The organism is Nocardiopsis sediminis (assembly GCF_042650565.1).
Lineage (GTDB): Bacteria > Actinomycetota > Actinomycetes > Streptosporangiales > Streptosporangiaceae > Nocardiopsis_B > Nocardiopsis_B sediminis.
The window spans coordinates 134,462-157,561 of record NZ_JBHSBH010000003.1 but is presented as its reverse complement, the minus strand read 5'-3'; the positions used below and the strand labels follow the sequence as shown (position 1 = coordinate 157,561).

The 23,100-nt window shown below is 73.2% G+C and carries 20 protein-coding genes and 1 pseudogene; 6 read left to right on the top strand and 15 right to left on the bottom strand.

What is annotated here, in order from left to right; all coding sequences use genetic code 11:
- Nucleotides 1-119 precede the first annotated feature (119 nt).
- From ACFOVU_RS02135 to ACFOVU_RS02125, 3 genes are read right to left on the bottom strand one after another with little or no spacing between them, the layout of a single operon-like run.
- Complete coding sequence (locus ACFOVU_RS02135; RefSeq protein WP_378529547.1) at nucleotides 120-1,103, bottom strand: DUF4097 family beta strand repeat-containing protein; 984 nt, start codon at nucleotides 1,101-1,103, stop codon at nucleotides 120-122.
- Nucleotides 1,100-1,819, bottom strand: coding sequence for a response regulator (locus tag ACFOVU_RS02130; protein ID WP_378529546.1), 720 nt, complete (start codon nucleotides 1,817-1,819; stop codon nucleotides 1,100-1,102). Before ACFOVU_RS02130 ends, ACFOVU_RS02135 begins: the two co-directional genes overlap by 4 nt.
- Before the next feature lie 3 nt (nucleotides 1,820-1,822).
- Entirely contained in the window at nucleotides 1,823-3,196 is a 1,374-nt protein-coding gene (locus ACFOVU_RS02125) for a sensor histidine kinase (protein ID WP_378529545.1), read from the bottom strand.
- Between the two features lie 411 nt (nucleotides 3,197-3,607).
- On the opposite strand from ACFOVU_RS02125, the gene ACFOVU_RS02120 reads away from it, so the two are divergent.
- A complete protein-coding gene (locus ACFOVU_RS02120) occupies nucleotides 3,608-4,534 on the top strand; it encodes a hypothetical protein (RefSeq protein ID WP_378529544.1) in 927 nt (308 codons plus the stop codon).
- A gap of 138 nt (nucleotides 4,535-4,672) precedes the next feature.
- On the opposite strand, the gene ACFOVU_RS02115 is transcribed toward ACFOVU_RS02120, so the two are convergent.
- The 4 genes from ACFOVU_RS02115 to ACFOVU_RS02100 all read right to left on the bottom strand — a co-directional run bounded on the left by ACFOVU_RS02115 (nucleotide 4,673) and on the right by ACFOVU_RS02100 (nucleotide 10,152).
- On the bottom strand, nucleotides 4,673-5,155 hold the full coding sequence (locus tag ACFOVU_RS02115; RefSeq protein ID WP_378529543.1) for a DUF6194 family protein: 483 nt from the start codon (nucleotides 5,153-5,155) through the stop codon (nucleotides 4,673-4,675).
- A gap of 163 nt (nucleotides 5,156-5,318) precedes the next feature.
- A complete protein-coding gene (locus ACFOVU_RS02110; protein WP_378529542.1) occupies nucleotides 5,319-7,502 on the bottom strand; it encodes a PrsW family intramembrane metalloprotease in 2,184 nt (727 codons plus the stop codon).
- A gap of 204 nt (nucleotides 7,503-7,706) precedes the next feature.
- Entirely contained in the window at nucleotides 7,707-9,035 is a 1,329-nt protein-coding gene (locus ACFOVU_RS02105; RefSeq protein WP_378529541.1) for a methyltransferase family protein, read from the bottom strand.
- A gap of 73 nt (nucleotides 9,036-9,108) precedes the next feature.
- Entirely contained in the window at nucleotides 9,109-10,152 is a 1,044-nt protein-coding gene (locus ACFOVU_RS02100) for a hypothetical protein (protein ID WP_378529540.1), read from the bottom strand.
- Between the two features lie 113 nt (nucleotides 10,153-10,265).
- Here ACFOVU_RS02100 and ACFOVU_RS02095 point away from each other — a divergent pair, with 113 nt between their 5' ends.
- Both ACFOVU_RS02095 and ACFOVU_RS02090 read left to right on the top strand, forming a co-directional pair.
- A complete protein-coding gene (locus ACFOVU_RS02095; RefSeq protein ID WP_378529539.1) occupies nucleotides 10,266-10,925 on the top strand; it encodes a TetR family transcriptional regulator in 660 nt (219 codons plus the stop codon).
- Between the two features lie 113 nt (nucleotides 10,926-11,038).
- Nucleotides 11,039-11,524, top strand: a pseudogene (locus tag ACFOVU_RS02090) (NUDIX hydrolase); the annotation flags it as partial.
- A 30-nt stretch (nucleotides 11,525-11,554) separates the two neighbouring features.
- Here ACFOVU_RS02090 and ACFOVU_RS02085 read toward each other — a convergent pair.
- Together ACFOVU_RS02085 and ACFOVU_RS02080 are read right to left on the bottom strand one after the other, a co-directional pair.
- A complete protein-coding gene (locus tag ACFOVU_RS02085; protein ID WP_378529538.1) occupies nucleotides 11,555-13,051 on the bottom strand; it encodes an NAD(P)H-hydrate dehydratase in 1,497 nt (498 codons plus the stop codon).
- 105 nt (nucleotides 13,052-13,156) lie between these two features.
- Nucleotides 13,157-13,432 carry a Uma2 family endonuclease gene (locus ACFOVU_RS02080; RefSeq protein WP_378529537.1) on the bottom strand — a complete coding sequence of 92 codons (276 nt, stop codon included), beginning with the start codon at nucleotides 13,430-13,432 and terminating at the stop codon, nucleotides 13,157-13,159.
- 202 nt (nucleotides 13,433-13,634) lie between these two features.
- On the opposite strand from ACFOVU_RS02080, the gene ACFOVU_RS02075 reads away from it, so the two are divergent.
- Nucleotides 13,635-14,156 (top strand): DUF4913 domain-containing protein, encoded by a 522-nt coding sequence (locus tag ACFOVU_RS02075; protein ID WP_378529536.1) that lies wholly within the window; start codon nucleotides 13,635-13,637, stop codon nucleotides 14,154-14,156.
- Between the two features lie 72 nt (nucleotides 14,157-14,228).
- On the opposite strand, the gene coaA is transcribed toward ACFOVU_RS02075, so the two are convergent.
- Nucleotides 14,229-15,134 (bottom strand): type I pantothenate kinase, encoded by a 906-nt coding sequence (gene coaA / locus ACFOVU_RS02070; RefSeq protein WP_378529955.1) that lies wholly within the window; start codon nucleotides 15,132-15,134, stop codon nucleotides 14,229-14,231.
- Between the two features lie 360 nt (nucleotides 15,135-15,494).
- Here coaA and glmS point away from each other — a divergent pair, with 360 nt between their 5' ends.
- Both glmS and ACFOVU_RS02060 read left to right on the top strand, forming a co-directional pair.
- On the top strand, nucleotides 15,495-17,351 hold the full coding sequence (gene glmS / locus ACFOVU_RS02065; RefSeq protein ID WP_378529535.1) for a glutamine--fructose-6-phosphate transaminase (isomerizing): 1,857 nt from the start codon (nucleotides 15,495-15,497) through the stop codon (nucleotides 17,349-17,351).
- 341 nt (nucleotides 17,352-17,692) lie between these two features.
- Entirely contained in the window at nucleotides 17,693-19,210 is a 1,518-nt protein-coding gene (locus ACFOVU_RS02060) for a M1 family metallopeptidase (RefSeq protein ID WP_378529534.1), read from the top strand.
- 148 nt (nucleotides 19,211-19,358) lie between these two features.
- Here the strand turns inward: ACFOVU_RS02060 and ACFOVU_RS02055 are convergent, their stop codons facing one another.
- From ACFOVU_RS02055 to rplM, 5 genes are all read right to left on the bottom strand, one after another.
- A complete protein-coding gene (locus ACFOVU_RS02055; protein WP_378529533.1) occupies nucleotides 19,359-19,751 on the bottom strand; it encodes a type II toxin-antitoxin system VapC family toxin in 393 nt (130 codons plus the stop codon).
- Nucleotides 19,751-20,002, bottom strand: a complete 252-nt coding sequence (locus ACFOVU_RS02050) for a CopG family transcriptional regulator (protein WP_378529532.1) — start codon at nucleotides 20,000-20,002, stop codon at nucleotides 19,751-19,753. Before ACFOVU_RS02050 ends, ACFOVU_RS02055 begins: the two co-directional genes overlap by 1 nt.
- 122 nt (nucleotides 20,003-20,124) lie before the next feature.
- A complete protein-coding gene (gene glmM / locus ACFOVU_RS02045) occupies nucleotides 20,125-21,468 on the bottom strand; it encodes a phosphoglucosamine mutase (protein ID WP_378529531.1) in 1,344 nt (447 codons plus the stop codon).
- Between the two features lie 221 nt (nucleotides 21,469-21,689).
- Entirely contained in the window at nucleotides 21,690-22,205 is a 516-nt protein-coding gene (gene rpsI, locus ACFOVU_RS02040) for a 30S ribosomal protein S9 (RefSeq protein WP_378529530.1), read from the bottom strand.
- Nucleotides 22,206-22,240: 35 nt separating this feature from the next.
- Nucleotides 22,241-22,690 carry a 50S ribosomal protein L13 gene (gene rplM, locus ACFOVU_RS02035; protein WP_378529529.1) on the bottom strand — a complete coding sequence of 150 codons (450 nt, stop codon included), beginning with the start codon at nucleotides 22,688-22,690 and terminating at the stop codon, nucleotides 22,241-22,243.
- Between the last annotated feature and the right edge of the window lie 410 nt (nucleotides 22,691-23,100).

Here is a 23,100-nt window from a genome sequence, read left to right as displayed (position 1 = left end):
AACTGTAGGGCATGTCCCGCGGGCATATGCACGCCCGGCGCTTCCCGGGCCCGCAACCGCTGCGGGGGCGGCCCGCGGGCATGCGGGCCGCCCCCGGCACAGGGGCCTCTGGGCCGGGCCTAGTCGGCCTGGCGCACGGTCAGCGACCCGGCGGTGGTCGTGGCGTCGATGACGGACGACGCGTCGCCGTCCGTGGACACGTCGACGGTGCGCGACCCCGTGAGCGACTCGCCCATGACCCGGTAGGCGGCGTCGGGTACGTACAGGTCCACCGACCCCACCGTGCTCTCGACCTCCAGCAGCTCGAAGCGCTCGGTGGCGCGCACACTGACCGCCCCGGCCGCCGACTCGACCTCGGCGGTGGTGAACGCGCCCTCGATGTCGACCTCGCCGGCCGTGGTCTCGACCGCGACCAGGCGGGCGTCGAACCCCGCCAGGTCGACCGAGCCCATGGTGCTCTGCACGGTGATCGCGTCCCCCGACCCCGTGGCGCGGAAGCTCCCGGTCGCGGTCTCCGCGTCCACGCTGCCCTCGACACCGGCGAGGTCGATGGCGCCGGCGACGGTGCTCACGTCGACGTTGCCGGTGATCCCCTCGACGTTCACAGGGCCGGCGGCGGTCTCCACGGAGACATCGCCTTCGGTGCCGCTGATCTCCACGGCTCCGGTGATCGTCTCGATGTCCAGCTCGGTGCCGGCCGGGAGACCGATCTCGTAGTCGACCCGGCAGTCGCCGCCGAACGGCGGCCCGTGGCACTCCGCGTCGACCTCCAGCTCGCCCGCCTCCTGTTCGATCTCGTCGTCGGGGTCGGCGAGCGGCGTTCCGTCGAGGGTGCGGTCGACCGTCAGCTCGTCGCCGTCGGTGGCGGCCACCGTGATGTCGCCGTGCGTCGCGTTCTCCAGGGAGATCCGGTGGACGCCGGTGAACGCGTCGCTGCGCGGGTCCTTGGACAGCGGCACGGCCGAGATGGCGTTGGCCGCGCCGACGACCAGCACCACGACCGCCACGACCAGCCCGATGGCCAGCCAGCCCAGCCGCAGCCTGCGCCGCGGGCGCCGGACCTTGCTCGATGAGGCGTACAGCCCCCTGCCGGTGAACGTCATGTGCGTGCCTCTCCGGGACGGCCGAGGGCCGCGCCCTGTGTGCGGCGATCGGGGCCGCCGGTGTGCTGGTCGGTGCTGCGCAGGTATTCGAGGACGGCCAGGACCCGGCGGTGGTCGTGGTCGGCCTGGCCGAGGCCGAGCTTGGTGAAGATCGCGCGGATGTGCTTCTCCACGGCGCGCTCGGTGATGAACAGCCGGGCGGCGATCCCGGCGTTGTTGAGGCCCTCGGCCATGACGCCCAGGACCTCGCCCTCACGCGGGCTGAGCCGGTCCAGCGCACTGTCGCGGGTGCGGGTGAGCAGTTGGGACACCACCTCGGGGTCGATGGCCGCGCCCCCGGCGGCGACGCGGCGCAGGGTCGCCAGGAACTCGTCGATGTCGGCGACCCGGTCCTTGAGCAGGTAGCCGACCTTGGCCGACCCGCCGCCGAGGAGGTCGGCCGCGTAGCGGCCCACCACGTGCTGGGACAGCAGCAGCACGGCCATATCGGGGCGGGTGCGCCGGATCTCGACGGCCGCCCGGATGCCCTCCTCGGAGTAGCCGGGCGGCATCCGGATGTCGATCAGGCACAGGTCGGCATCGGGGTGCCGGTCCACCGCCGCCATCAGCTCATCGGCGTCGCCGGCCTGGGCGAGGATCTCCACGCCCTCGTCGGCGAGGAGCCGGGCCATGCCGCTGCGCAGCAGGACCGAGTCCTCGGCGATGATGATCCGCATGTCTCACGCCCTCCAGGGGATGTCGGCGGTGAGGAGGGTCCCCTCGTCCGCGGGGCTGTGCACGTCGAGCGTGCCGTCCACGGCGTTGACCCGGTCCCACAGCCCGTAGAGGCCGGTCCCGGCGTCGGGGTCGGCGCCGCCGGCTCCGTCGTCGCGCACGGTGAGCCGGAGCAGGTCGCCGCGGCGGCGGGCGACGCGCTCGGCGCGGACCGTGACCGACCCGGCGGCCGCGTGCTTGGCGACATTGGTCAGCGCCTCGCAGGCCACGTAGTAGGCCACGCCCTCGGCGCGCGCCGAGGGGCGTCCGTCCAGGTCGACGTCCACCCGGACCGGCACCGGGCAGCGCCCGGCGGCGACGGGCAGCGCCGCCTCCAGGCCGTGGTCGGTCAGCACCCGGGGGTGCAGGCCGCGGGAGACGTCGCGCAGCTCGGCCATGACCTCCTTGGCCTCCGCGCGCGCCTGATCCAGCAGGTCGCGGGCCTGCTCGGGGTCGCGGTCGAAACGGGCGCGCGCCCGGGTCAGCGTCATGGTGACGGCGAGGAGCCGCTGCTGCGCGCCGTCGTGGAGGTCGCGCTCGATGCGGCGGCGCTCTTCCTCGGCGGCGTCGACCATCCGCAGCCTGCTGTCCTGCACCTGGGCCAGGCGGCGGCGGATGCGCTGCTCGGGCGCGTCGAGCAGCATCCGCCGCGACACCTCGACCTCCAGCCGGACGAACACCGGCTCCAGGCGGACCCCGGCGACCACGCCGAGCGGGCCGACGAGGATGAGGACGAACGGGGCGAGCACCATGGGGTCGGAGAGGTCGCCGGGCGCCCCCGCGGCGAGGGCGTAGGCGACGCCGAGCACCGACCCGATGGCGGCCGCGGCGCCGTAGACGACCAGGACCACGGTGACCGCGCCGGCCAGCACGCCCTGCACTCCGGCGACGGTGCTGTAGAGGACGGCCGCCCAGGCGTCGCGCCCGTAGAGGAGGTTCAGCACGCGCACGGGCGCGGACTCCGGCTCGGCCGGATCGGGGGCGCGGGTCTCGACGATGCCGAAGACGCTCTCCAGCCGGCTGCGCTGGATCCGGCAGGACAGCCGGGCGAGCAGCGTCGCCGCGGCGGGCAGCAGGACGAGCCCGGCGGCCAGCAGCCACGGGTCGCCGCGGTCCTGGGGCAGGAAGACGCCGGACGCCCCGCCGACGAGCCATACCGAGACCCACGGCATCACGAAGACCAGGAGCCCGACGGGCGCCAGGTAGACGACCGACAGGGCGAGCGTGGTGAGCAGGTGGAGCAGGCCGACGAGCCGGTCGGTCCAGGAGCGCGGGGCGCGGGCCGCGGCGCGGGCGGCCGAGAGCCCGGCCGTGGCCGTGGTCGCCAGCGTCCCCGTCATCGTGCGCTCTCTTCCGCCGTCCGTACCCACCAATCTAGGAGCGGGCGGGCGGGGCCGCCATGACGGCACCACACCGCGTGCGGGTAGTGCCAGCACTCCCCCCCTTCCAGGCCTGCGACCAGCGCATCCGCGCCCGGGTGGGTGATCACCCCATGATGCCGGGAGACGCCGGGAATCGCCCGTGACGTCCTCCGCGGTGCGGGGGGCGCGCACCCCCCTCGGGGCGGCCGCGCGCGAAACGCTCACGGGAACGGCGTGGCGGAATCCGAAGGACCGGAACCCCCGGATCCGGTCCGCCGAACGGCGCCGATCATGACCGCGAAACCCCTGATGAGCTGGAGGAACGTCCGAACGCATGCCTAAAGTGACCACGCAGTGTCACATTGCGATCACTCATGGAAAGGGATTGACGTGTCAGTGAAGCACACCCTCGGCACGGCCGTTCTGGCCGCCGCGGCCGGCACCGCTCTCGGGCTGTTCGGGACCGCACCCGCCATCGCGGAGGAGCGCCCGAACCACGAGGAGGGCGAGGAGCACGGCCACCACGGCGAGCACGGCGAGGAGCACGGCGAGGAGGGCGAGGAGACGGAGGGCCGCGAATTCGGGTTCGAGGTCCTGGAGTCGCTCGGCCTGGGCTGGATCGGCGAGCTCGTCGAGGACGAAGAAGAGGAAGAGGAAGAGGAGGAAGGCGAGGAGGGCGAGGGCCGTCCCCGCGGCGAGGGCTTCAAGGACAAGGACGAGGACGAGGAGCCCGGCAAGGGCGAGGAGAAGCCCGGCAAGGACAAGGACGAGGACGAGGTCAAGGGCGAGGACGACGAGCCCGAGGAGGGCCACGGTCACGGCCACGGCCACGGGGAGTCCCACGAGGGCGAGAACGGGCACGGCGAGGAGCACGGCCACGGCTTCCCCGGCAAGGGCGAGGAGAAGCCGGGCAAGGGCGAGGACGAGGAGCCCGGCAAGGACGAGGACGAGCCGCACGCCGACCGGGTGAACGGCGAGGGCCCGGAGCACGGGCACGAGGCCGAGGAAGAAGAGGACGAGGGCGAGAGCCTGCACGAGGGCGAGAGCCTGCACGAGGGCGAGGGCCTGCACGAGCACGAGGGCCCCGACGGCCACGGGTACGGCCACGGCAACGGCCACGAGGGCGAGGAGTCCGAGGAGGGCGAGAAAGGCGGCGAGGACGGCCGCCACGGCGCCTCGGGCCCGGAGCACGGCGAGGACCCGGAGGACGAGGAAGAGGAAGACGAGGACGAAGAAGAGGACGAGGACGAGCACGGCCACCACGGCGAGCACGGTGAGCACGGCCACGGCTACGAGGGCTGGGGCGGCGAGAAGTAGGCGCGGCCACCGGCCGCGGCCCGGCGCGCCCGCAATGCGCCGGACCGCCACCCGTGCTCGAACGGGTCGCAGGTCGCGGGGCCGCCGCTGTGCGGCGGCCCCGCTGGCAGTCCCTCAGGCCCTCAGTCCTTCAGACCCTCAGGCCCGGGCCCGCCGGGCGCGCCGGGCGCGCCGGGCGGCGTGGGCACGGACCGCGCGCTCATACGCCTCGGCCAGCAGGGGCGCGACCTCCTCGTCGAGCGTCGCCCGGCCCGGGTTCACCACGCACACCCAGTACTGCGAGGCGTAGAGCGGGTGCGGCAGCACCTCGTCGCGCACCGCGTAGTCGAATCCGGTGTCCAGCACGCCGTGGTCGCCCCGCTCCCGCGGCGGGGCGCCGAACCGGGCGGTGTAGGTGGCCTTCGTCAGCCCGATGTTCAGCCGGTGGTCCCCCGGCCGGCTCAGGTCTGAGACACCGTCATAGGTGTCGCCGGTCACGATCGTCGCGAACGGGGTCCACTGCTCCGAGGCGACGACGTCGCCGTCGGGGTCGTAGCTGAAGAACAGGTCGCCGGAGCTCTCGACGACGCTGACCCCCTCGAACGTCTCGCAGATGTGGCGCTTCAGGTCGTCGGCGTCCACGTCAATGCCCCCTTGAGGTCGGAAGATACGACCCTTCAAGTGTCACATTGAAGTGCTTGTTGGTAGTTGGGACGAAAATATCCCAGCGCATGACGGTACGCCCCGCCGTCAACCCTCAAATCGCGGATCGGGCGCGGTGCGCCGGGAAGCCGGCGCCGGGAGCTCAGGCGCGCGGGCGTAGCAGGCGCGCCGTGCCGCGCGGCAGCACCGCGCCCACGAGGCCGGCGGCCGCGTAGGCCACCTGGCCCGGCGCGAACGCGCCCAGGAAGCGGCCGGCGCCCCGCGCGGGCTCGCGCAGGAACTCCCCCATGCTGGGGTGGCGGTCGGGGACGGCCCACCCGGAGCCCAGCAGGCTGGCGACCGCCACCAGCGCCACCCAGACCCAGGCCCGGTCCGATGCCGGCACCCCGCCGTACCACCGGGTGACATCGCCCAGCACCGCCGCCGCATAGGCGGTGCCGTCGACGGCGCCGTGCACCGGCCACGGGTGGGCGACCATCAGCCATCCCGCGGCCATGGCGACGGCGGTCGCCGTCGCGGTGCCGATGCCGAGCGCGGACTCCAGGTCGCGGCCGGTCCTGCTCAGGTCGTCGCGCACGGGGAAGCGGCGCCACGGCTTGTCGCCCGCGCGCGCCGCGCCCATGGCGTAGGCACGGCGTTCGCGCAGGTAGCGCCAGGCGGTGGCGAGCGCCGGGAACCCGCTGCGGGCGGCCACCAGCATCACCGCGAACTCGTGCAGCACCGCCGAGCAGGTCTGGGCCAGGCCGACCGGCAGCCGCACCCAGGCGAGCGCCATCCGGCGGAACAGCGGGGCGATGTCGCCCGGGACGCGCACACCGCTGCGGATGGCCCGGCCGTAGGCCCACCGGCGCGCGCCGGCGAGGGGCGGCTCCCCCGGCAGCGGCGGGGCGCCGTCGGCCGCCGGGCGGGCGAGCGCGTAGTCCGTCAGCACGGCGGCGACGAGCAGCACGAGCAGGATCCAGCGGGTCGCGACACCGCCGCCCACCAGCGCGTGGGCGACCCCGGTGACCGCGGTCGGCTCCGTTCCGCCCGCGGCGGCGTTGAAGACCATGTGCTCCACGCCCGCCACCCACACGGCCGCGACGGGCAGCAGCCACAGCCATGCCCCGTACCCGCGCCACCCGACCACGGCCAGGCCCAGGGCCGCCCCGATCAGGGCGGTGGTCACGCCGTGCCCCGAGAAGTACACCCCGGTGTCGGCCACCTGGGTCGCGCCGGGGAACAGGGTGAACAGCCCGAAGTCGGCGGGCAGGACAGCCCCTGCGGAGGCCACGGAGACCGCGCGCAGCGACTCCTCGGCGAGCTGGAACCCCGCGCCGGAGGCGGCGGCGAGCAGCAGGTAGTCGACGGCGGCCAGGCGGCGGAAGCGGCGCCGCGCCAGGAGCCGCACGATCACGAGGGGGACGAGCTTGCCGATCTCCTCGACCGGCACCGCGATGTAGGTGGCGGCGACCCAGCCGCCGGGCTCCGCCCCCACGAGCGCGGCCAGGGCGCCTTCGGCCAGCGCGATCGGCCAGAGCATGAGCGCCCCGAGCAGCAGCACCCGGACGAGGGTGGCGAAGCCGACGGTGCGCGAACGCGCCAGCCACGCCATCTGGGTGAGGAGCCAGAGCACGCCGATCACCACGGGCAGCAGCGGCGAGAGCCCCGGAACCATGACGGGGGCGAGCAGCAGGGCCGCCAGCATCGCCCAGCCCCAGGCGCCGCGCACGGCACGGAAGCCCGCGACCGCGCCGGGGCGCTTCTCGCGGACGGTGCGGACGCGCACTGCCAAGCGCTCGGCGATGTCGGCCCCGGGACCGCGCGGGGAGCGCGCGTGCCGGGCGCCCTGCTCCAGGCAGCCGTAGCGCTGCGCCGCGCCCAGGAGTTCGGGGTCGCGCTGGTCGCGGGCCTCCTCACCGAAGCGGGTACGCGCCTCGGCGGTGTCGGGGCCGATGAGGGGGCGCAGGAAGTCGACGGGCCCGGCGGCGACGGTCAGGTCGGTGGCGGTGACCAGGACCGCCGCCGAGAAGTCCTCGGCGGCGACCAGCAGATCGGTGGGCTCGTCGCCCCAGCCGCGGATGACCTGGACGACACCGGCGACATCGGGGCGCACCTCGGTCACGGGTTCGTAGGCGTACTCCGCGCGGGTGCGGCACAGCAGGAGCCGGTCGACGCCCAGGGCCTGGCCGGCGGCCACGATCCTGGCGATGAGCGCGGTGTCGCGTGGCGCGGTGAAGGGAACGACGATCTTGCGGTCCGCCTGGGTCCACCCCGGATCGAACTCGGTTGCGTTGGCGCAGACGCGCAACACGAGGTCTCGGGTGATCATGGCCTGTTCGTCCATAGGGTCCCTTACGCGTGCCCGGATCCGGGGGGAGGTCGGTGTCAGCCCGCTTGGGGTGTGCCGTGCGCGCCGGAGCGCATACCACCGGCGGATCGCCTACGTTATCGCGAGCGTCCGGCCCGCCACCAAGCCTCTCGGACCTCACCCCTCACACCCGCCGCCGTTCCGGCCCTCCGCTGCGGCTCCGGCCGCCGTCCGCGCGGGTCAGGCGCCGGGCGCCGGACGGCGGACCGCCCGGGGGCCCGCACCGAATGCGTCGGCGCACAGGCCCAGGCAGCGGGCCACCCCGGGCAGGCCGATCGCCCAGCCCAGCAGGGCCCACCCCAGGTGCAGGTGCTCCAGTGCCCGGCCGAACGCCGCGATGCCGGTGGCGTCGAGGCCGTCGGCGCACGCGTAGGTGAGCCGCCGCAGCGGCCGGGGGTGGGTTTCGGCCGCGGCGATGGTCAGCGCGGTCGGCCGACGTCGCAGCAGCCAGCCCTCCAGCGGGGAGCAGACGGCGCACCCCCGCGCCACGTACAGCACCGCGGGGGTGCGGCCCGGCCATGGGCGCGGGCGCGGCAGCCACGGCCGCACCCCGGCCCGGTAGCGGTCCCAGGCGGGGCCGAACGACCGCCGGAGCGTCTCGTCCTCGTGCCCGGCCGCCGGGCCCGCCGCGCACGCGAACGCCACCGCGGCGCCGATCAGCGGGCGCACGTCCCAGGCCAGGAGCGCGCAGGCCAGGTAGCCGAGGACGACGCAGAGCTGCATCGGGTTGCGCACGTAGGCGTAGGGGCCCGTGTCCACCACCCGGACGGGGGGTTCCAACGGCAGCGGGGTGCCGCGGCCGGCGACCGCGAATTCCCGGGCGGCGGCCGCCCCGGGGAGCAGCAGCACCGCCGCGACCTGGACGCCGATCCCCATGAGGACCGGCGGCAGCGGCGCAGGGCGCACTCCGGCCAGGTAGAGCGGCAGCGCCAGCAGGAGGGCGCCCGCCAGGACGGCCTGCACGGCGACGCGCGCCCCGAGCCGTTCGCCGCGCAGGGTCCAGCGCGCGAGCACGACGGCCGGGACGAGCCCGATGACGATGCCGACGGCATCGCCGAGCATCCACCCCTCGTGCAGCCGGACAACGGGGGCGGCCAGTGGCATGAGGATGAGGTCCAGCCAGGTGAGCACCCCGACGACGAGGGGAGCAGGGAGGTCGCGCAGGAGCAGCGCCGGCAGCGCACCCCAGAGCAGCGACCAGCCCAGCCACAGGTCGACGGGCAGCCCGCCGCGGGCGACCGCACCCTCGGCGTGAAAGGTCCACCAGCCGGCGTCGAGCGCGACCAGGTTGAACGGCACCAGGACCGCGGCGTTCCACGCCGTGGCGACGACCGCCGCGGCGATCTCGCGCGCACCGGGCCGCGCCGCCGCCACCAGGGGGAGCACCACCAGCAGCGGACCGAAGAGCGCGACCGCGCGGATGAGTGCAGGGTCGTGCCACAGATCCGGCACCCCGCCCGGTGTCAGGGCGACCACGGCCGCCATCGCCACCGCTCCCGGGGCGGTCATCGGAGTCCTTGCTTCGGGCAGCCGCTGAGCTGAGACGCGCCGGGCCGGCCGCCGCGTCGCAGCGTGGTGGTGTTCACGACGCACGCACCTCCCCGGGGCGGGGCGCTTCGGTGGCGAACGTGTCGGCGAGGTAGCCCGCTGCGCGGTCCATCGCGTGGCGTTGGATCGGCGACCAGTACCAGGACGGCTCGAACGTCCGGTGGTAGTGCAGTGTCCAGGTCATCCGGGTGCCGTCGCCCGACGCCCGCCACGTCACCTCGGCCGTGCGCAGGTCCAGCCAGCGGGCCAGCGTGGTGTCGTCCACGACGGTGAAGACGACGCGGCCGCCGTCGGCGCCGATCCGGCTCTCGGTGATCTCCAGCAGCATCCCCCGCACGGTCGGCTCGGCGTTCAGGCCGAGCGAGCGGCGCGGGGTGAACGCGATGCGCCGCCGGTCGCCGACGTCGAGCCCCGTCCCGTGGGCGGCCGTCGGCCGCGGGAAGGGGACGGCGCGCAAGAGGAGCGCCCGCGGAGGGGCGTAGGCGGGCTCCGCGGCCAGCGCGGCGGCGACGGCGGCGGGCGGGGCGGGCACCTCGACGGCGGCCCGGCCCTCCTCGGCGCGGGGGAGGTAGCTCACCCCGGCGACGCCTTCGGCGCAGAGCAGCAGAAGAACGGGGCCGAGGGCCGCGGCGTGCCACCGCGACCGGCCGCCGCCGCGCCGCGCCTGCCCGGCCGCCCACCCGACGACCATCGCGACCAGGTAGAAGAGCGGTGCGGCCATCAGCAGGCAGACGAACCCCTCGTCGAGCAGCGGGCCCGCCAGCAGCAGCCCGATCGTGGTCACGGCGATCGCGATGCCGGCGGTCGTCCGGGGGCGCGCGGTGAACACCACGGTGAGCGCGATGACGGCCGGGATGCCGACGTAGAACAGCGCCGTCTGCTCCAGGTCACCGGCCTTGAGCACCCGGTAAGCCAGCAGCGCGCCGAAGAGCGCCGTGAGCGCCCCGGCGAGGAGCAGCCGGGCGCGGGCGCCCGCGGTGCGGTCGGGTTCGTAGGGCCGCCCGGTTCCGCCGGGGTCCGGCGGCGTACCGCCGGTGCCGGGCGGCCGGTCCCCGCCCGGGGGAAGGTCCTGGTCCATGGCGTCGACCTCCGTCCTGCCCGGCGGCCGACGATTTCGGCACGCGATTTAATCGCTTGATTAAACCATATGATGAAGCCGCGGCGGGCGGCCGCCCGCCCTTCGGACATCGCATGGGGGACACCGTGGCCAAGAGCGCCCCGCACACCAGGCGGAGCAGCGAGGAGACCCGCGACCGCCTCATCACGGCGGCCGGGAAGGTCCTGCGCGCGGAGGGCTACGCCGCGGCGTCGGCGCGGGCCATCGCCGCCGAGGCGGGGGTCAACTCCGCGCTGGTCTTCTACCACTTCGGCGGCGTCGACCAGCTGCTGCTCGCGGCACTGGACCGCTCGTCGGAGGAGCGCATGGCCCTGCACAGCGCCACGGCCGCCCGAGCGACATCGCTGGAGGAGCTGGTCGAGGCGGCGGTGGAGATCTACCGCACCGACCTGGAGGGCGGCTACCTCGCCGAGTTCTGCGAGCTGGTCGCCGCCGCCGTCGCCAACCCCGACCTGCGCGCGGAGATCAACGCGCGCGCCGAGCCCTGGATCGCGCTGATCGAGGAGAACTGGGAACGGGTCCTGGGTGGTTCGCCGCTGGCCCGGCTGCTGCCGGCACGGGAGGTCGCCTACGGCGCGATCACCTACTACCTGGGGGCGAACCTGTTCTCCGTGCTCGACGCCGACCACAGCCGCACCGAGGGCGTGTTCGACCTGGCGGGGCGGCTGGCCCCCCGCGCGAAGCTGCTCACCCTGCGGCTCCCCCGGCGCTCCTCGGGGGCGGGCGGGGTGTAGCGTCGGTCGCGCCGGCGGCCGGGGCATCGGCGCCGGCCGGAACGCCGGGGTGGTCACGTGGCCGGAGCACCGGTGTGGTCACGGCGGGGGCTTCGGGGGCGAGGAGGCGGCCTATGGGCGCGGACGTGCGGGTGGCGGAGGACATCGAGTTCCCCGCGACCGATGACGGGCACCTGTGGGTGGCCGGAGCGGTGATCGTGGACGACAGCGGGCGGGCCTTCGCCCAGCGGCGCTCCCCCGACCGCCGGGTGTTCCCCAACTGCTGGGACGTCGTCGGCGGGCACGTCGAGCCGGGCGAGACCATGGCGGACGCGCTCGCCCGGGAGATCGCCGAGGAGACCGGGTGGCGGCTCACCGCGGTGCTCGCCGAGGTCTACCGGCTCGTGTGGACCCCCGACGACGGCATCGAACGCCACGAGGCCGACTACCTCGTGCGGGTCGAGGGCGACCTGTCGGCCCCGCGGCTGGAGCCCGGCAAGCACACCGAGTTCATGTGGGTCGGCGACGGCGACCTGCACCTGCTGCACGACCACCGCGACCCGGGCGACTACTTCATCGCCGACATCGTCGGCATCGCCCTGCGCCGCGACCGCGAACTGCGCGCCCGACCGGCACCGCGACGGGCGCCGTCACCGGGCGGCGAGCACCGTGCCGATCGCCTCGGGGACGGCGGGCAGCAGCGCCGACGCCGAAATCGGGGCACCGTCGTAGGCCAGCCGGGCCGCCAGGCCGTGGATGTAGGCGCCGCACATCGCCGCCTCGCGCGGGGCGAGCCCGCCCGAGAGCAGCGCGCCGGTCAGCCCCGCGAGCACGTCGCCGCTGCCCGCGGTCGCCAGCAGCGGCGTCCCGGTCGGGTTGGCCACAGCGGGCCGCCCCGGCTCGGCGATCACGGTCGTGGACCCCTTGAGCAGCACGGTGCAGCCGTACTCCTCCGCTGCGCGGACGGCGTGCTCCAGCCGGTTCGCCTCGATGTCGGCCCGGTCGGTCCCACGCAGCAGCCGGGACATCTCGCCCGAGTGCGGGGTGAGCAGGGTGGGCGCGGTCCGCGCGCGCACCAGGTCCGGGCTGCGACCGACCAGGGTCAGCGCGTCGGCGTCGATGAGCACCGGCAGCGTGGTGTCGAGCACGGCCTCCAGCTCCAGGACGGCCATGGGGTGCAGCCCGCGGCCAGGGCCGATCACCCACGCGGCCACCCGCCCCGGAAGGGAGGAGAGCGGGTCCACCGGGTCGAGTTCCGACGCCACCGCCTCGGGCCAGTGGTGCAGCACCTCGGCGACGGCGTCGCGGTGGCCCGCATAGCGGACCATGCCCACGCCCCCGCGCAGCGCCCCGCCGACCGCCAGGACCGCCGCCCCGCGGTAGCGCTGGGAGCCCGCGGCCATGCCCAGGACCCCGCGGCGATACTTGTCGGCCTCACCGCCCGGTTCCGGCAGCAGGGCGGCGATGTCCGCGGCCTGCGGGACCTCCAGCCTGGGGTCGGGCAGCTCCGGGCCCAGCCCGATGTCGGCGAACTCCACGACCCCCGCCCGTTCGGCGCCGGGGTCGACGAAGAGGCCGGGTTTGTGGGTGCCGAAGGTGACGGTGGCATCGGCGCGCACGGCCGCGCCCTCGACGGCCCCGGTGTCGGCGTCGACGCCGCTGGGCAGGTCCACCGCTACAACGGGCGCCGGCGAACTCTCGGCGCAGGCGGCGAGGCCGGAGTGGGGCGCGCGCAGGCCGCCGCGCCCGCCGATGCCCAGCAGGCCGTCGACGATCAGGTCCGCGGCGGCGATCTCGGCTTCGGCGTCGGCGCCCGCCTGCGGCTCCTCGCCGCGCACGAACAGCGCCCGGCCGCCCGCCGCCCGCAGGGCGGCCAGCCCGGCCTCGTGCACCCGCGACCCGGCGATCACCGCACGCACCGACGCGCCCCGGCGCGCGAGGCCCACCCCGGCGTAGAGGGCGTCACCGCCGTTGTCGCCGCTGCCGACCAGGAGGACGACGCGGGATCCGTAGACACGGGGGAGCATCCGGGCGCACACGGTGGTGAGCGCCCCGGCCGCGCGGCGCATCAGGGCGCCATCGGGCAGCCGCGCCATCAGCCGCTGCTCGGCGGCGCGGACCGTGTCGACCGTGTGTGCCTGGCGCACCCGGGCCTCCTCGTGCGTCGTGGCGGCCGATGCGGCCTTCGCCCGCCCCTTCTGAGAGCATGCCCCACACCACTGACGGGCGGAATACGGCCCGCCGAAAACGCACTACAGCCGATCGATCGCCGTCAGGTCGATCTCGATATCGAAGGACACACTGAGCTTCAGCTCCTTGCGGTGGATACCCGTGGCGACATAGGTGCGGGTGACGGAATCCAGCTCGTAGACGTGGACGACCGACTCTCCCTGGTCCTCGACCCGCCAGAAGTGCGGGATCCCCGCCTCGGCATAGAGCTGCGGCTTGCGCACGCGATCGCGTTCGATGGACCCGGGGCTAGCGACACATGGCGTTGCGTATCGGTCGTTCCGTGAAGTCCCGGGCACAGCGCCCCGGGCCGCGGCGTCATCCGAAGATGCCCGGCCGCCATTACCTGCACGAACCCACCGTGGTGGCCCTCAGCGGTACCCCGGGTGGCGTACGGTCGAAGCAGCCCTCCCCCATCGTCGCCCGGGCGAACCCCCGGGCACTGGTTTACTAGCCTGAATGCCACATTCCAGGCACGGACAGCAGCACGGGACTCGCCGCATGACCTCTACGGACGACCGCATCGCGACCGACGACGGGCTGTCGAAGCGTGTCGCGCACCTCCAGAACGCCATGCACAAGCTGGGGGCAGACGTCATCAGGCTGCAAACGCAGCTGACCGACCTGGCAGCGGCCGCCCCGCCACAGCCCGACCCCGATGACTCCACCCCGTTCATCTTCAACATGTCCCGCGACACCTACCGCGGCGAACTCGCCTCGCTGGTGAGCTGGGTGAACGACTTCCTGGTGCCCGTCTACGTCGGCGAGGCCGCCGGCTGGTGCCCGGTGTGGTGGGAGCACCACGAGGCGGTGGGCCGGCTGCACGCGCTGCGGCTGGCCTACGACGAGCTCACCGACACCGCCGCCGTGGGCGCCTCGGGCCCGGGCCGGTGGCACAGCGACCACCTCGACCCGTTCCTGGACCGGGTCTGCTCCGCCAACGGGCCGTTCGCGGCCTGCCTGACCCCCGCCGGCCACGTCGAGCGGCGCCGCCTCGCGCCCGCACGCACGCCCGCCCGCTGATCCGCCTGCGCACACGCTGACCGCGCCCCCGCCGCTCCGAAGCCCGCCGATCGCCGCCCGCTGACCGGCGCCTCAGGTCTTGCGCAGCCGCACCCGGCGGATCCGGTGGTCCTCGCCCTTGTAGAGGACGAGCGTGGCCCGGCCGCGGGTCGGCAGGATGTTCTCCACGAGGTTGACCTCGTTGACGGTGCGCCACGTGTTCAGCGCGAACTCCTTCGCGCGCTCCTCCTCCACCGTGGTCGCGATGGCGTGGAAGTAGGAGCGGGGGTCGGAGAACGCGGTCCGCCGCAGCTCCAGGAACCGGTCCAGGTACCAGGAGCGGATGTGCTCCACCTTGGCGTCGACGTAGATGGAGAAGTCGAAGAAGTCGGCCACCGCCAGCCGCCCGGGCAGCGGGGGCTGGAGCACGTTGATGCCCTCCAGGACCAGGATGTCGGGGCGGTACACGGTCTGGACCGCGCCGGGCAGAATGTCGTAGGCCAGGTGCGAGTAGACGGGGATGTCCATCCGCGGGGCACCGGCCTTGGCCTCCGAGACGAACCGCACCAGCGCCCGCCGGTCGTAGCTCTCGGGGAACCCCTTGCGGTTCATGATCCCGCGGGCCTTCAGCACCTCGTTGGGGTAGAGGAAGTTGTCGGTGCTGACCAGCTCCACGTTGGGGTGGTCGGGCCACTGGGCGAGCAGCGTCCGCAGCAGCCGGGCGGTGGTGGACTTGCCCACCGCGACGCTGCCCGCGACGCCGATGATGAACGGGGCGGGCCGGTCGTCCTCGCCGAGGAACCCCCGCACCGCCGCGTGCCGCTGCCGGGTCGCCTTGACGTAGAGGTTCAGCAGCCGCGACAGCGGAAGGTAGATGTCGCGGACGTCATCGAGCGACGTGGGGTCGGTCGTCCCGCGCAGGACCTCGAGCTCGGCTTCGGTCAGGGCGAGCGGGGTGGAGTCGCGCAGAGCGGCCCATGCCTGCCGGTCCAGCTCCACATACGGCGATGAGACGCCGTTCTTCGTCGTCGCTTGATTGGCCACGTTTGTCCACACTAGACGAGCGCGATCAGCGGACCTCGCACCGCCCCGGAGGCGGACGCGGACCGCGGGACGGCCCGGGGCGAGCGGCGGGCGGGGACGCGGACCCGGAGGGAGGAATCAGACACGCCGGGAGATTTTTTTTCGCGGCGGCCGACGCCTCCGCGGGGGCCGCACCCGGGGCCGCCGATGGCCCCCTGACGTGCGCGGTCTACCCGCCCGCCACCCAGTGGTCTATACCGTTACCTGGGAAAACGACGAATGGTCTGGTTCGGTGGAAGGTCGGAGAACGGCCGATCATTGGCTACGCTGGCGGCCATGTGCGGAATCGTTGGCTACGTCGGGCCGCAACCGGCGCTAGAGGTCGTCGTGAACGGCCTCGCAAGGTTGGAGTATCGCGGATACGACTCCGCGGGGATCGCCGTCCTCTCCGACGGCCGGCTGGAGACCGAGAAGCGCGCCGGCAAGCTCGCCAACCTCCGGGCCGCCCTGGACCAGGCGCCGCGCGCCGCCGACGGCATCGGGATCGGGCACACGCGCTGGGCCACCCACGGCGCGCCCAACGACGTCAATGCCCACCCGCACACCGACGGCGACAACCGGGTCGCCGTGATCCACAACGGCATCATCGAGAACTTCGCCCCGCTCCGCCTGGAGCTGGAGGAGCGCGGCTGCAAGTTCACCTCCGAGACCGACACCGAGGTCTCCGCCCACCTCCTCTCCCAGGAGCTCAAGGCGCAGGGCGACACCCCCGACCTCGCCGCGGCCATGCGCGCGGTCTGCCGCCGCCTGGAGGGCGCGTTCACCCTGGTCGCCATGTCGGTCGACGACCCGGAGCTCGTGGTCGCCGCGCGCCGCAACTCCCCGCTGGTGGTGGGGCGCGGCGAGGGCGAGAACTTCCTCGCCAGCGACGTGGCCGCGTTCATCGCCCACACCCGCGACGCCATCGAGCTCGGCCAGGACCAGGTGGTCGAGCTGCGCCGCGACTCCGTCACCGTGACCGACTACGACGGCAACCCCGCCGACGTGCGCGAGTTCCACGTCGACTGGGACGCTTCGGCCGCCGAGAAGAGCGGCTACGACTACTTCATGCTCAAGGAGATCGTCGAGCAGCCGCAGGCGGTCGCCGACACCCTCCTGGGCCGGGTCGGGGTCGACGGCACGCTGACCCTCGACGAGATGCGGCTCGCACCGTCGGAGCTGCGCGAGATCGAGAAGATCGTGATCATCGCGTGCGGCACGTCGTACCACGCGGGGCTGATCGCCAAGTACGCCATCGAGCACTGGTGCCGCATCCCCTGCGAGGTCGAGGTCGCCAGCGAGTTCCGCTACCGCGACCCGATCCTGGACCGGCAGACCATGGTCATCGCGATCTCCCAGTCGGGCGAGAGCATGGACACCCTGATGGCCGTGCGCTACGCCCGCGAGCAGCGCGCCCGCGTGCTCGCCATCTGCAACGTCAACGGCTCCACGATCCCGCGCGAGTCCGACGGCGTGCTCTACACCCACGCCGGGCCCGAGGTGGGCGTGGCCGCCACCAAGACGTTCCTGACCCAACTGGTGGCCTGCTACCTGGTGGGCCTGTACCTGGCGCAGGTGCGCAGCCTCAAGTTCGGCGACGAGATCAACGCGGTCATCGCCCAGCTGGCGAACATGCCGGCCCAGGTCGAGCGGGTCCTCGCGACCGTCGGCCCGGTCCGCGAGCTGGCGCACTCGCTCGCCGACTCCGGCACGGTGCTGTTCCTGGGCCGCCACGTGGGCTACCCGGTCGCCCTGGAGGGCGCGCTCAAGCTCAAGGAACTGGCCTACATGCACGCCGAGGCGTTCGCCGCCGGCGAGCTCAAGCACGGCCCGATCGCGCTGATCGAGGAGGGCCTGCCGGTGGTGGTCGTGGTGCCGTCCCGCGAGGGCCGCGGCGTGATCCACGACAAGATCGTCTCCAACATCCAGGAGATCCGCGCCCGCGGCGCCCGCACCATCGTGATCGCGGAGGAGGGCGACGAGACCGTCCGCCCGTTCGCCGACGAGCTGATCGAGATCCCCGCCGTCCCCACGCTGCTCCAGCCGCTCGTGGCCACGATCCCGATGCAGGTGTTCGCCTGCGAGCTGGCCCTGGCCAAGGGCAACGACGTCGACCAGCCCCGCAACCTCGCCAAGAGCGTGACCGTGGAGTAGGCGGCCGCCGCAGCAGCACCGACCCGCGAAGGGCGGGCCCGCATCCGCGGGCCCGCCCTTCGCCGTGTCCCCGCTGTGACGCCGATCCCACCCGCCGGCAGCGGGCCGGCAGCGGACCTGCGGGGTGGCCGCATCCGGCCGCCCGCACGCGGACACGGCCGGGCACACGGGTCTTGACTCCGCGGGCGGCGAGGTATCGCATGGTGATCTCCCGGCACGGCGCGGCGCATGAGGCACAGGGATGGTGCGGCCCACCACCGGGGTCCGAGTGAACGGGGCGCGCGATCCGTGCCGCCCCCACCGGCGCCCACGGCGCCCATCCACATGGAAGGACCACCCACATGCCACGACGTCGGCTCCGACACGGCGGCACGGCCCTGGCAGCGCTCCTGCTGGCCGCGGCGCCCGCGACCACGGCGGCCGCGGCCCCCGGCGACGGCATCGGCGACCCCTACTTCCCCTCGTACGGCAACACGGGCTACGACGTCGAGCACTACGACCTGCGGCTGGGCTACACCCCCGACTCCGACCGGCTGACGGGCACCGCCACGCTCGTCGCCGAGGCGACCGAGGACCTCGACTCTTTCAGCCTGGACTTCCTGCTGGACGTCGACTCCGTCCGGGTCAACGGCACCCCGGCCGACTTCGAGCGGAGCGGCGAGCACAAGCTCGTCATCACCCCCGCCCGGCCGGTCGCCGAGGGCGGGCAGCTCACCGTGGTCGTCAAATACGCCGACGTGCCCTCGACCGTGCAGTGGGGCGACGGCTCGGTCACCGGGTGGAACCGCACCCCCGACGGCGCCATCGCGCTCGGCCAGCCCGAAGCCTCCTGGTGGTGGTTCCCCGCCAACGACCACCCGCGCGACAAGGCGACCTTCGACGTCGCGGTGACCGTCCCTGAAGGCACCAGCGCGGTCAGCAACGGCGTCCTCACCGGCGAGACCACCCGCGCCGGGAAGACCACCTACACCTGGCGGCAGGACCGGCCGTCGACCACCTACCTCGCCACCCTGGCCGTCGGGGACTACGAGACCCACGAGGACGAGACCGGCTCCGGGCTGCCCGTCTACAACGCCTACAGCGACGACCTCGGGTCGCTGGCGGGGCCGGCGAAGGCCAGCATCGAGCGCGGCGAGGAGATCGTCGAGTTCCAGGAGGAGACCTTCGGGCCCTACCCCTACAACGCGCTGGGCGGCGTGGTCGCCGGGCAGGCGGCCGACCTCGGCTTCGCACTGGAGACCCAGACCCGGCCGGTCTACAGCCACGCCTTCTTCGAGCGCGGCTCCAACCCCTACGTGGTGGCCCACGAACTCGCCCACCAGTGGTGGGGGGACAACGTGTCGGTGGCCGGCTGGCAGGACATCTGGATCAACGAGGGCTTCGCCAGCTACGCCGAGTGGATGTGGTCGGAGCACGAGGGCGAGGGCACCGCCCAGGAGCTGGCCGACTACACCTACCACCTCTACCCGGAGGACGACCCGTTCTGGGAGGTCGCCCCTGGCGACCCCGGCCCGGAGAACGTCTTCCACTCCGCGGTCTACGACCGCGGCGCCCTGGCGGTCCACGCCCTCCGCCAGGAGATCGGCGACGACGCGTTCAGCGAGCTCCTCATCGCCTGGCAGGAGCAGTACGCGCACGGCAACGCCTCGGTCGAGGAGTTCATCGCCCTGTCCGAGGAGGTCTCCGGCCAGGACCTCGGCGACCTCTACGACACCTGGCTCTACACCCCGGGCCGCCCCGCACTCGACACCGCCGCCGCCGACGCGTCGATCACCACCCGCACCACCCCGAAGGAACCCGCCTCCTGGGAGCGGATCCACGACAACCACGACCTGCTGCACACCACCGCCACGGAGTAGCCCGGCACACCGCGTCGACTGCCGAGAAGCCCAGGTCTCATGGCATGTGACCTGGGCTTCTTGTTGTATTCCGGTGACCGACTTCCGTGTGCCATCAGGGTCTTGCGTGGTGTCATGCGCAAGCGAGTGTGCACGCGCTCTGCATGCGTCAGACTTTCCTGACCTCGATGGCCGGGCCGCAGAGCAGGCTGACGTCCTCGGTGTCGGAGGTGAGGACCGTGACCGGCCCCGGCGCGGAGCGGGCGATGGCTGCGAGAACGGCGTCGATGGCGTACTTGTGGCCGCTGAGGCGGTGGTCGCGCAACAGTGCCGCGGCTTCGTCGGCGACGTTCTTGGTGACGTCATGGACGTCGATCCGAGAGAGCACCCACCGGATGCGGGCGGGATGGATGCGTTCGTAATCCGCCTCAAGGGTGGTCATGGCCGTCGTGGCCACCCGGATGCCTTCTTCCGAGGCCGTCTGGACGAGGGTCACGACGGTTCGGTCCTTGAGGTAGAGCCTGGACAGGCCCTCACAGTCCAGGAAGAGCGTGCCGGGCATCAGGCTGCGGCACCGCCCGAGTCACGCTGATCGTGGCGAAGCACGGCACGGGCCGCTTCGATCTCTTCGCGGGATATCGGCTCGTTATCGGTCTCGAAGTCGGCGACGATCTCGCGGAGCTTGTCCATGGCCACACGCTGCTCCAGAGCCTCGGCCACGTAAGCGGAGAAACCGCCGGGGCCCACATGAGCGCGTACATCCTCAGCGAGGTCTTCGGGGAGGCTGATGGAGTACTTTCTGCTACCACTCATGATTCTGATCCTACCAGTGGTAGGAGAACTGTGCCCCCGAAAAGATGAACGTGCGGCGCGTCCCCCTCAGGGTGCGCCGCACGTTGTCGCTGCGGATAGGGCTCAGCCCTCGGCGGCAGGCCTTAACCCAAGGCCGTGCGCACTACCCCCGCGAGGCGTTCGGCCACCTCGTGGGCGTGGGGTTCAGCGGCGGCCTCTACCATTACGCGGACCATGGGCTCGGTGCCGCTGGGGCGGATCAGGACGCGGCCGGACTCGCCCAGCTCGGCCTCTGCCGCGCGGACCGCATCGGCCAGTTCCTCCGAGGTGGCGGCGCGGGTCTTGTCGACGTCGCGGACGTTGATGAGGACCTGCGGCAGCCGGGTCATGACCTTGGCCAGCTCGCCCAGCGCGAGGCCGCGCCGGCTCATGGCCGACAGCAGGTGCAGCCCGGTGAGCAGGCCGTCGCCGGTCGTGGCGTGGTCGAGCAGCACCACGTGCCCCGACTGCTCGCCGCCCAGGGAGAAGGACCCCTCGCGCATGGCCTCCAGGACGTAGCGGTCGCCCACCGGGGTCTCCACCACGGTGATCCCGGCCTCGCGCATGGCCAGTTTCAGGCCCAGGTTGGACATGACGGTCACGACCAGCGTGTCCTTGGCCAGGCGGCCCGCCTCCTGGAGCTCCAGCGCCAGGATGCCGAGGATCTGGTCGCCGTCGACCACCGAGCCGTCGGCCGCCACCGCCAGGCAGCGGTCGGCGTCGCCGTCGTGGGCGATCCCCGCGTCGGCCCCGTGCCGGCGCACCGCCTCTTGGAGCTCCTCCAGGTGGGTGGAGCCGCAGCCCTTGTTGATGTTGAGGCCGTCGGGGGCGTCGCCGATGGTGATGACGTCGGCCCCCGCGCGGCGCAGCGCCTCGGGGGCGACGGACGACGCCGCCCCGTTCGCGCAGTCGACCACCACGCGCAGGCCGTTCAGCGACTGGCCGAGCGAGGCCACCACGTGGCCGATGTAGCGCTCGGCGCCGTCGCCGGCGTCGGTGACGCGGCCGACCGCCGCACCCACCGCGCCCTCATGGGCGGCCGAGATGGCCTCTTCGATCTCGTCCTCGGCGGAGTCGGCGAGCTTCTGCCCGCCCCGGCCGAAGATCTTGATGCCGTTGTCGGGCGCGGGGTTGTGGCTGGCCGACAGCATGACCCCGAAGTCGGCGTCCAGCTCCGCGGTCAGGTACGCCACCGCCGGGGTGGGCAGCACCCCGAGACGGACGACGTCGACGCCGGCGCCCGCCAGGCCCGCCACAACGGCCGCCTCCAGGAACTCCCCGGAGGCGCGGGGATCCCTGCCCACCACCGCCTTCGGCCGCGCCCCCTCCTCACGCCCCTCGGGGGTGAGGACCCGCGCCGCCGCCGCGGCGAGATCGAGCGCCAGGGTGGCGGTGAGGTCGCGTCCGGCGACCCCCCGGACTCCGTCGGTACCAAACAGCCGAGCCACGGACCATTCGCCCCTTACGTATATGCAGACAGCTAAGCGGACAGCATCGAGTTGAGAAGCCGCGTGCGGTCCGCGGGGCCGCGGCCGTTGTTCCACCCCGGCCCCGCACCATGCGCACCCGGAAACAGCTGTGGCCCGCACAGGCCACCCCCTGAGCGGGGGGACCGGCGGGCCCTAGCCTGCCGCGCGGACCATGATCTGCGCGGATCCCGGCGGGATGGTTACCGCTTGGAGTACTGCGGAGCCTTACGGGCCTTCTTCAGACCCGCCTTCTTGCGCTCGACCTCGCGGGCGTCGCGGGTGAGGTAGCCGGCCTTCTTCAGCGGCGGCCGGTTGTTCTCGGGGTCGAGCCCGGCGAGCGCACGGGCGATGCCGTGGCGCAGCGCGCCGGCCTGGCCGCTGGGGCCGCCGCCGTTGAGGCGGGCGAAGACGTCGTAGGCCCCCTCGAAGCCCAGGGTGACCAGGGGCTCCTTGATGAGCTGCTGGTGCACCTTGTCGGGGAAGTAGTCCTCCAGCGACTTGCCGTTGACCTTCCACTCCCCGGAGCCGGGGGTGATGCGGACGCGGGCGATGGCCTGCTTGCGGCGGCCGGTTCCGGCGCCGGGGCCGGACGCGGTGGGGACGTATCCCTCGACGGCCCCCTCGGGCGTCTGGGTGGTGTACTCAGCGGGGAACTCCTCGGAGTTCTCCTCGAAGTCCTGTGCGGCGGCGTCTTCGATGCCGGTGGGCTCGACCACGGTTCTCCTCGTAATTCCTTGACTCTCGCGAACGCCTAAGCGGGCTGATCGATCTTCTTGATTTCGAACGGCACCGGCTTCTGGGCCTGGTGCGGGTGCTCCGCGCCGGCGTACACCTTGAGCTTCTTGGCCATCTGGCGGCCGAGGGAACCCTTGGGCAGCATGCCCTTGACGGCCTTCTCGACGGCGCGCTCGGGCTGCTTCGCCATCAGTTCGCTGTAGGCGACGGAACGCAGACCGCCGGGGTAGCCCGAGTGCCGGTAGGCCCGCTTCTGCTCCAGCTTGCGACCGGTCAGCGCCACCTTGTCGGCGTTCACGATGATCACGAAGTCGCCGGTGTCGATGTGGGGCGCGTAGTAGGTCTTGTGCTTGCCTCGGAGCAGCGTGGCGACGTGGCTGGCCAGCCGACCGAGCACAAGGTCGCTGGCGTCGATGACGTGCCACTGACGCTGGACATCGTTGGGCTTGGGGCTGTATGTGCGCACGATCGTATGCCTTCGTCTCAGTCGGCGGGGTCCATCCCCGCGAACGGAGATGGAGAACTCGTAATTTCCGGGCCGGCGGTTCGTCGTATGAGGGACGTACCGACGATTGAGTGCGCAGACGGTGATGCGTGATCGGCGCCCAGCGGAAAGCGCGGGAACCCACGGCAACTCAACGCACAACGACGGAGTATCATACCGACCGGAGACACCACAGGTCAAAGCGGCCCATGATCATACTCTGCCTGATCCTGGACCGACCCATAGCGGCACCGCGATCCGTGATTACTCCACTCTCATTATGCCCTGCCCGGTGAGTGGTTTGGCCGGATCACAGAGCCGCCCGCCCGCGGCGGCGGGGCTGGGCCGGGCGGGATCGGCGCAGGGGCACGGGGGTCAGGCCACGGTGCGAA

What these genes read in the sequence shown, in the direction of transcription:
- ACFOVU_RS02135 (WP_378529547.1), bottom strand. Translation starts at nt 1,103, where the DNA reads ATGACGTTCACCGGCAGGGGGCTGTACGCCTCATCGAGCAAGGTCCGG.
- ACFOVU_RS02130 (WP_378529546.1), bottom strand. Translation starts at nt 1,819, where the DNA reads ATGCGGATCATCATCGCCGAGGACTCGGTCCTGCTGCGCAGCGGCATG.
- ACFOVU_RS02125 (WP_378529545.1), bottom strand. Translation starts at nt 3,196, where the DNA reads ATGACGGGGACGCTGGCGACCACGGCCACGGCCGGGCTCTCGGCCGCC.
- ACFOVU_RS02110 (WP_378529542.1), bottom strand. Translation starts at nt 7,502, where the DNA reads ATGGACGAACAGGCCATGATCACCCGAGACCTCGTGTTGCGCGTCTGC.
- ACFOVU_RS02105 (WP_378529541.1), bottom strand. Translation starts at nt 9,035, where the DNA reads ATGACCGCCCCGGGAGCGGTGGCGATGGCGGCCGTGGTCGCCCTGACA.
- ACFOVU_RS02100 (WP_378529540.1), bottom strand. Translation starts at nt 10,152, where the DNA reads ATGGACCAGGACCTTCCCCCGGGCGGGGACCGGCCGCCCGGCACCGGC.
- ACFOVU_RS02095 (WP_378529539.1), top strand. Translation starts at nt 10,266, where the DNA reads ATGGGGGACACCGTGGCCAAGAGCGCCCCGCACACCAGGCGGAGCAGC.
- ACFOVU_RS02075 (WP_378529536.1), top strand. Translation starts at nt 13,635, where the DNA reads ATGACCTCTACGGACGACCGCATCGCGACCGACGACGGGCTGTCGAAG.
- glmS (WP_378529535.1), top strand. Translation starts at nt 15,495, where the DNA reads ATGTGCGGAATCGTTGGCTACGTCGGGCCGCAACCGGCGCTAGAGGTC.
- ACFOVU_RS02060 (WP_378529534.1), top strand. Translation starts at nt 17,693, where the DNA reads ATGCCACGACGTCGGCTCCGACACGGCGGCACGGCCCTGGCAGCGCTC.
- ACFOVU_RS02055 (WP_378529533.1), bottom strand. Translation starts at nt 19,751, where the DNA reads ATGCCCGGCACGCTCTTCCTGGACTGTGAGGGCCTGTCCAGGCTCTAC.
- ACFOVU_RS02050 (WP_378529532.1), bottom strand. Translation starts at nt 20,002, where the DNA reads ATGAGTGGTAGCAGAAAGTACTCCATCAGCCTCCCCGAAGACCTCGCT.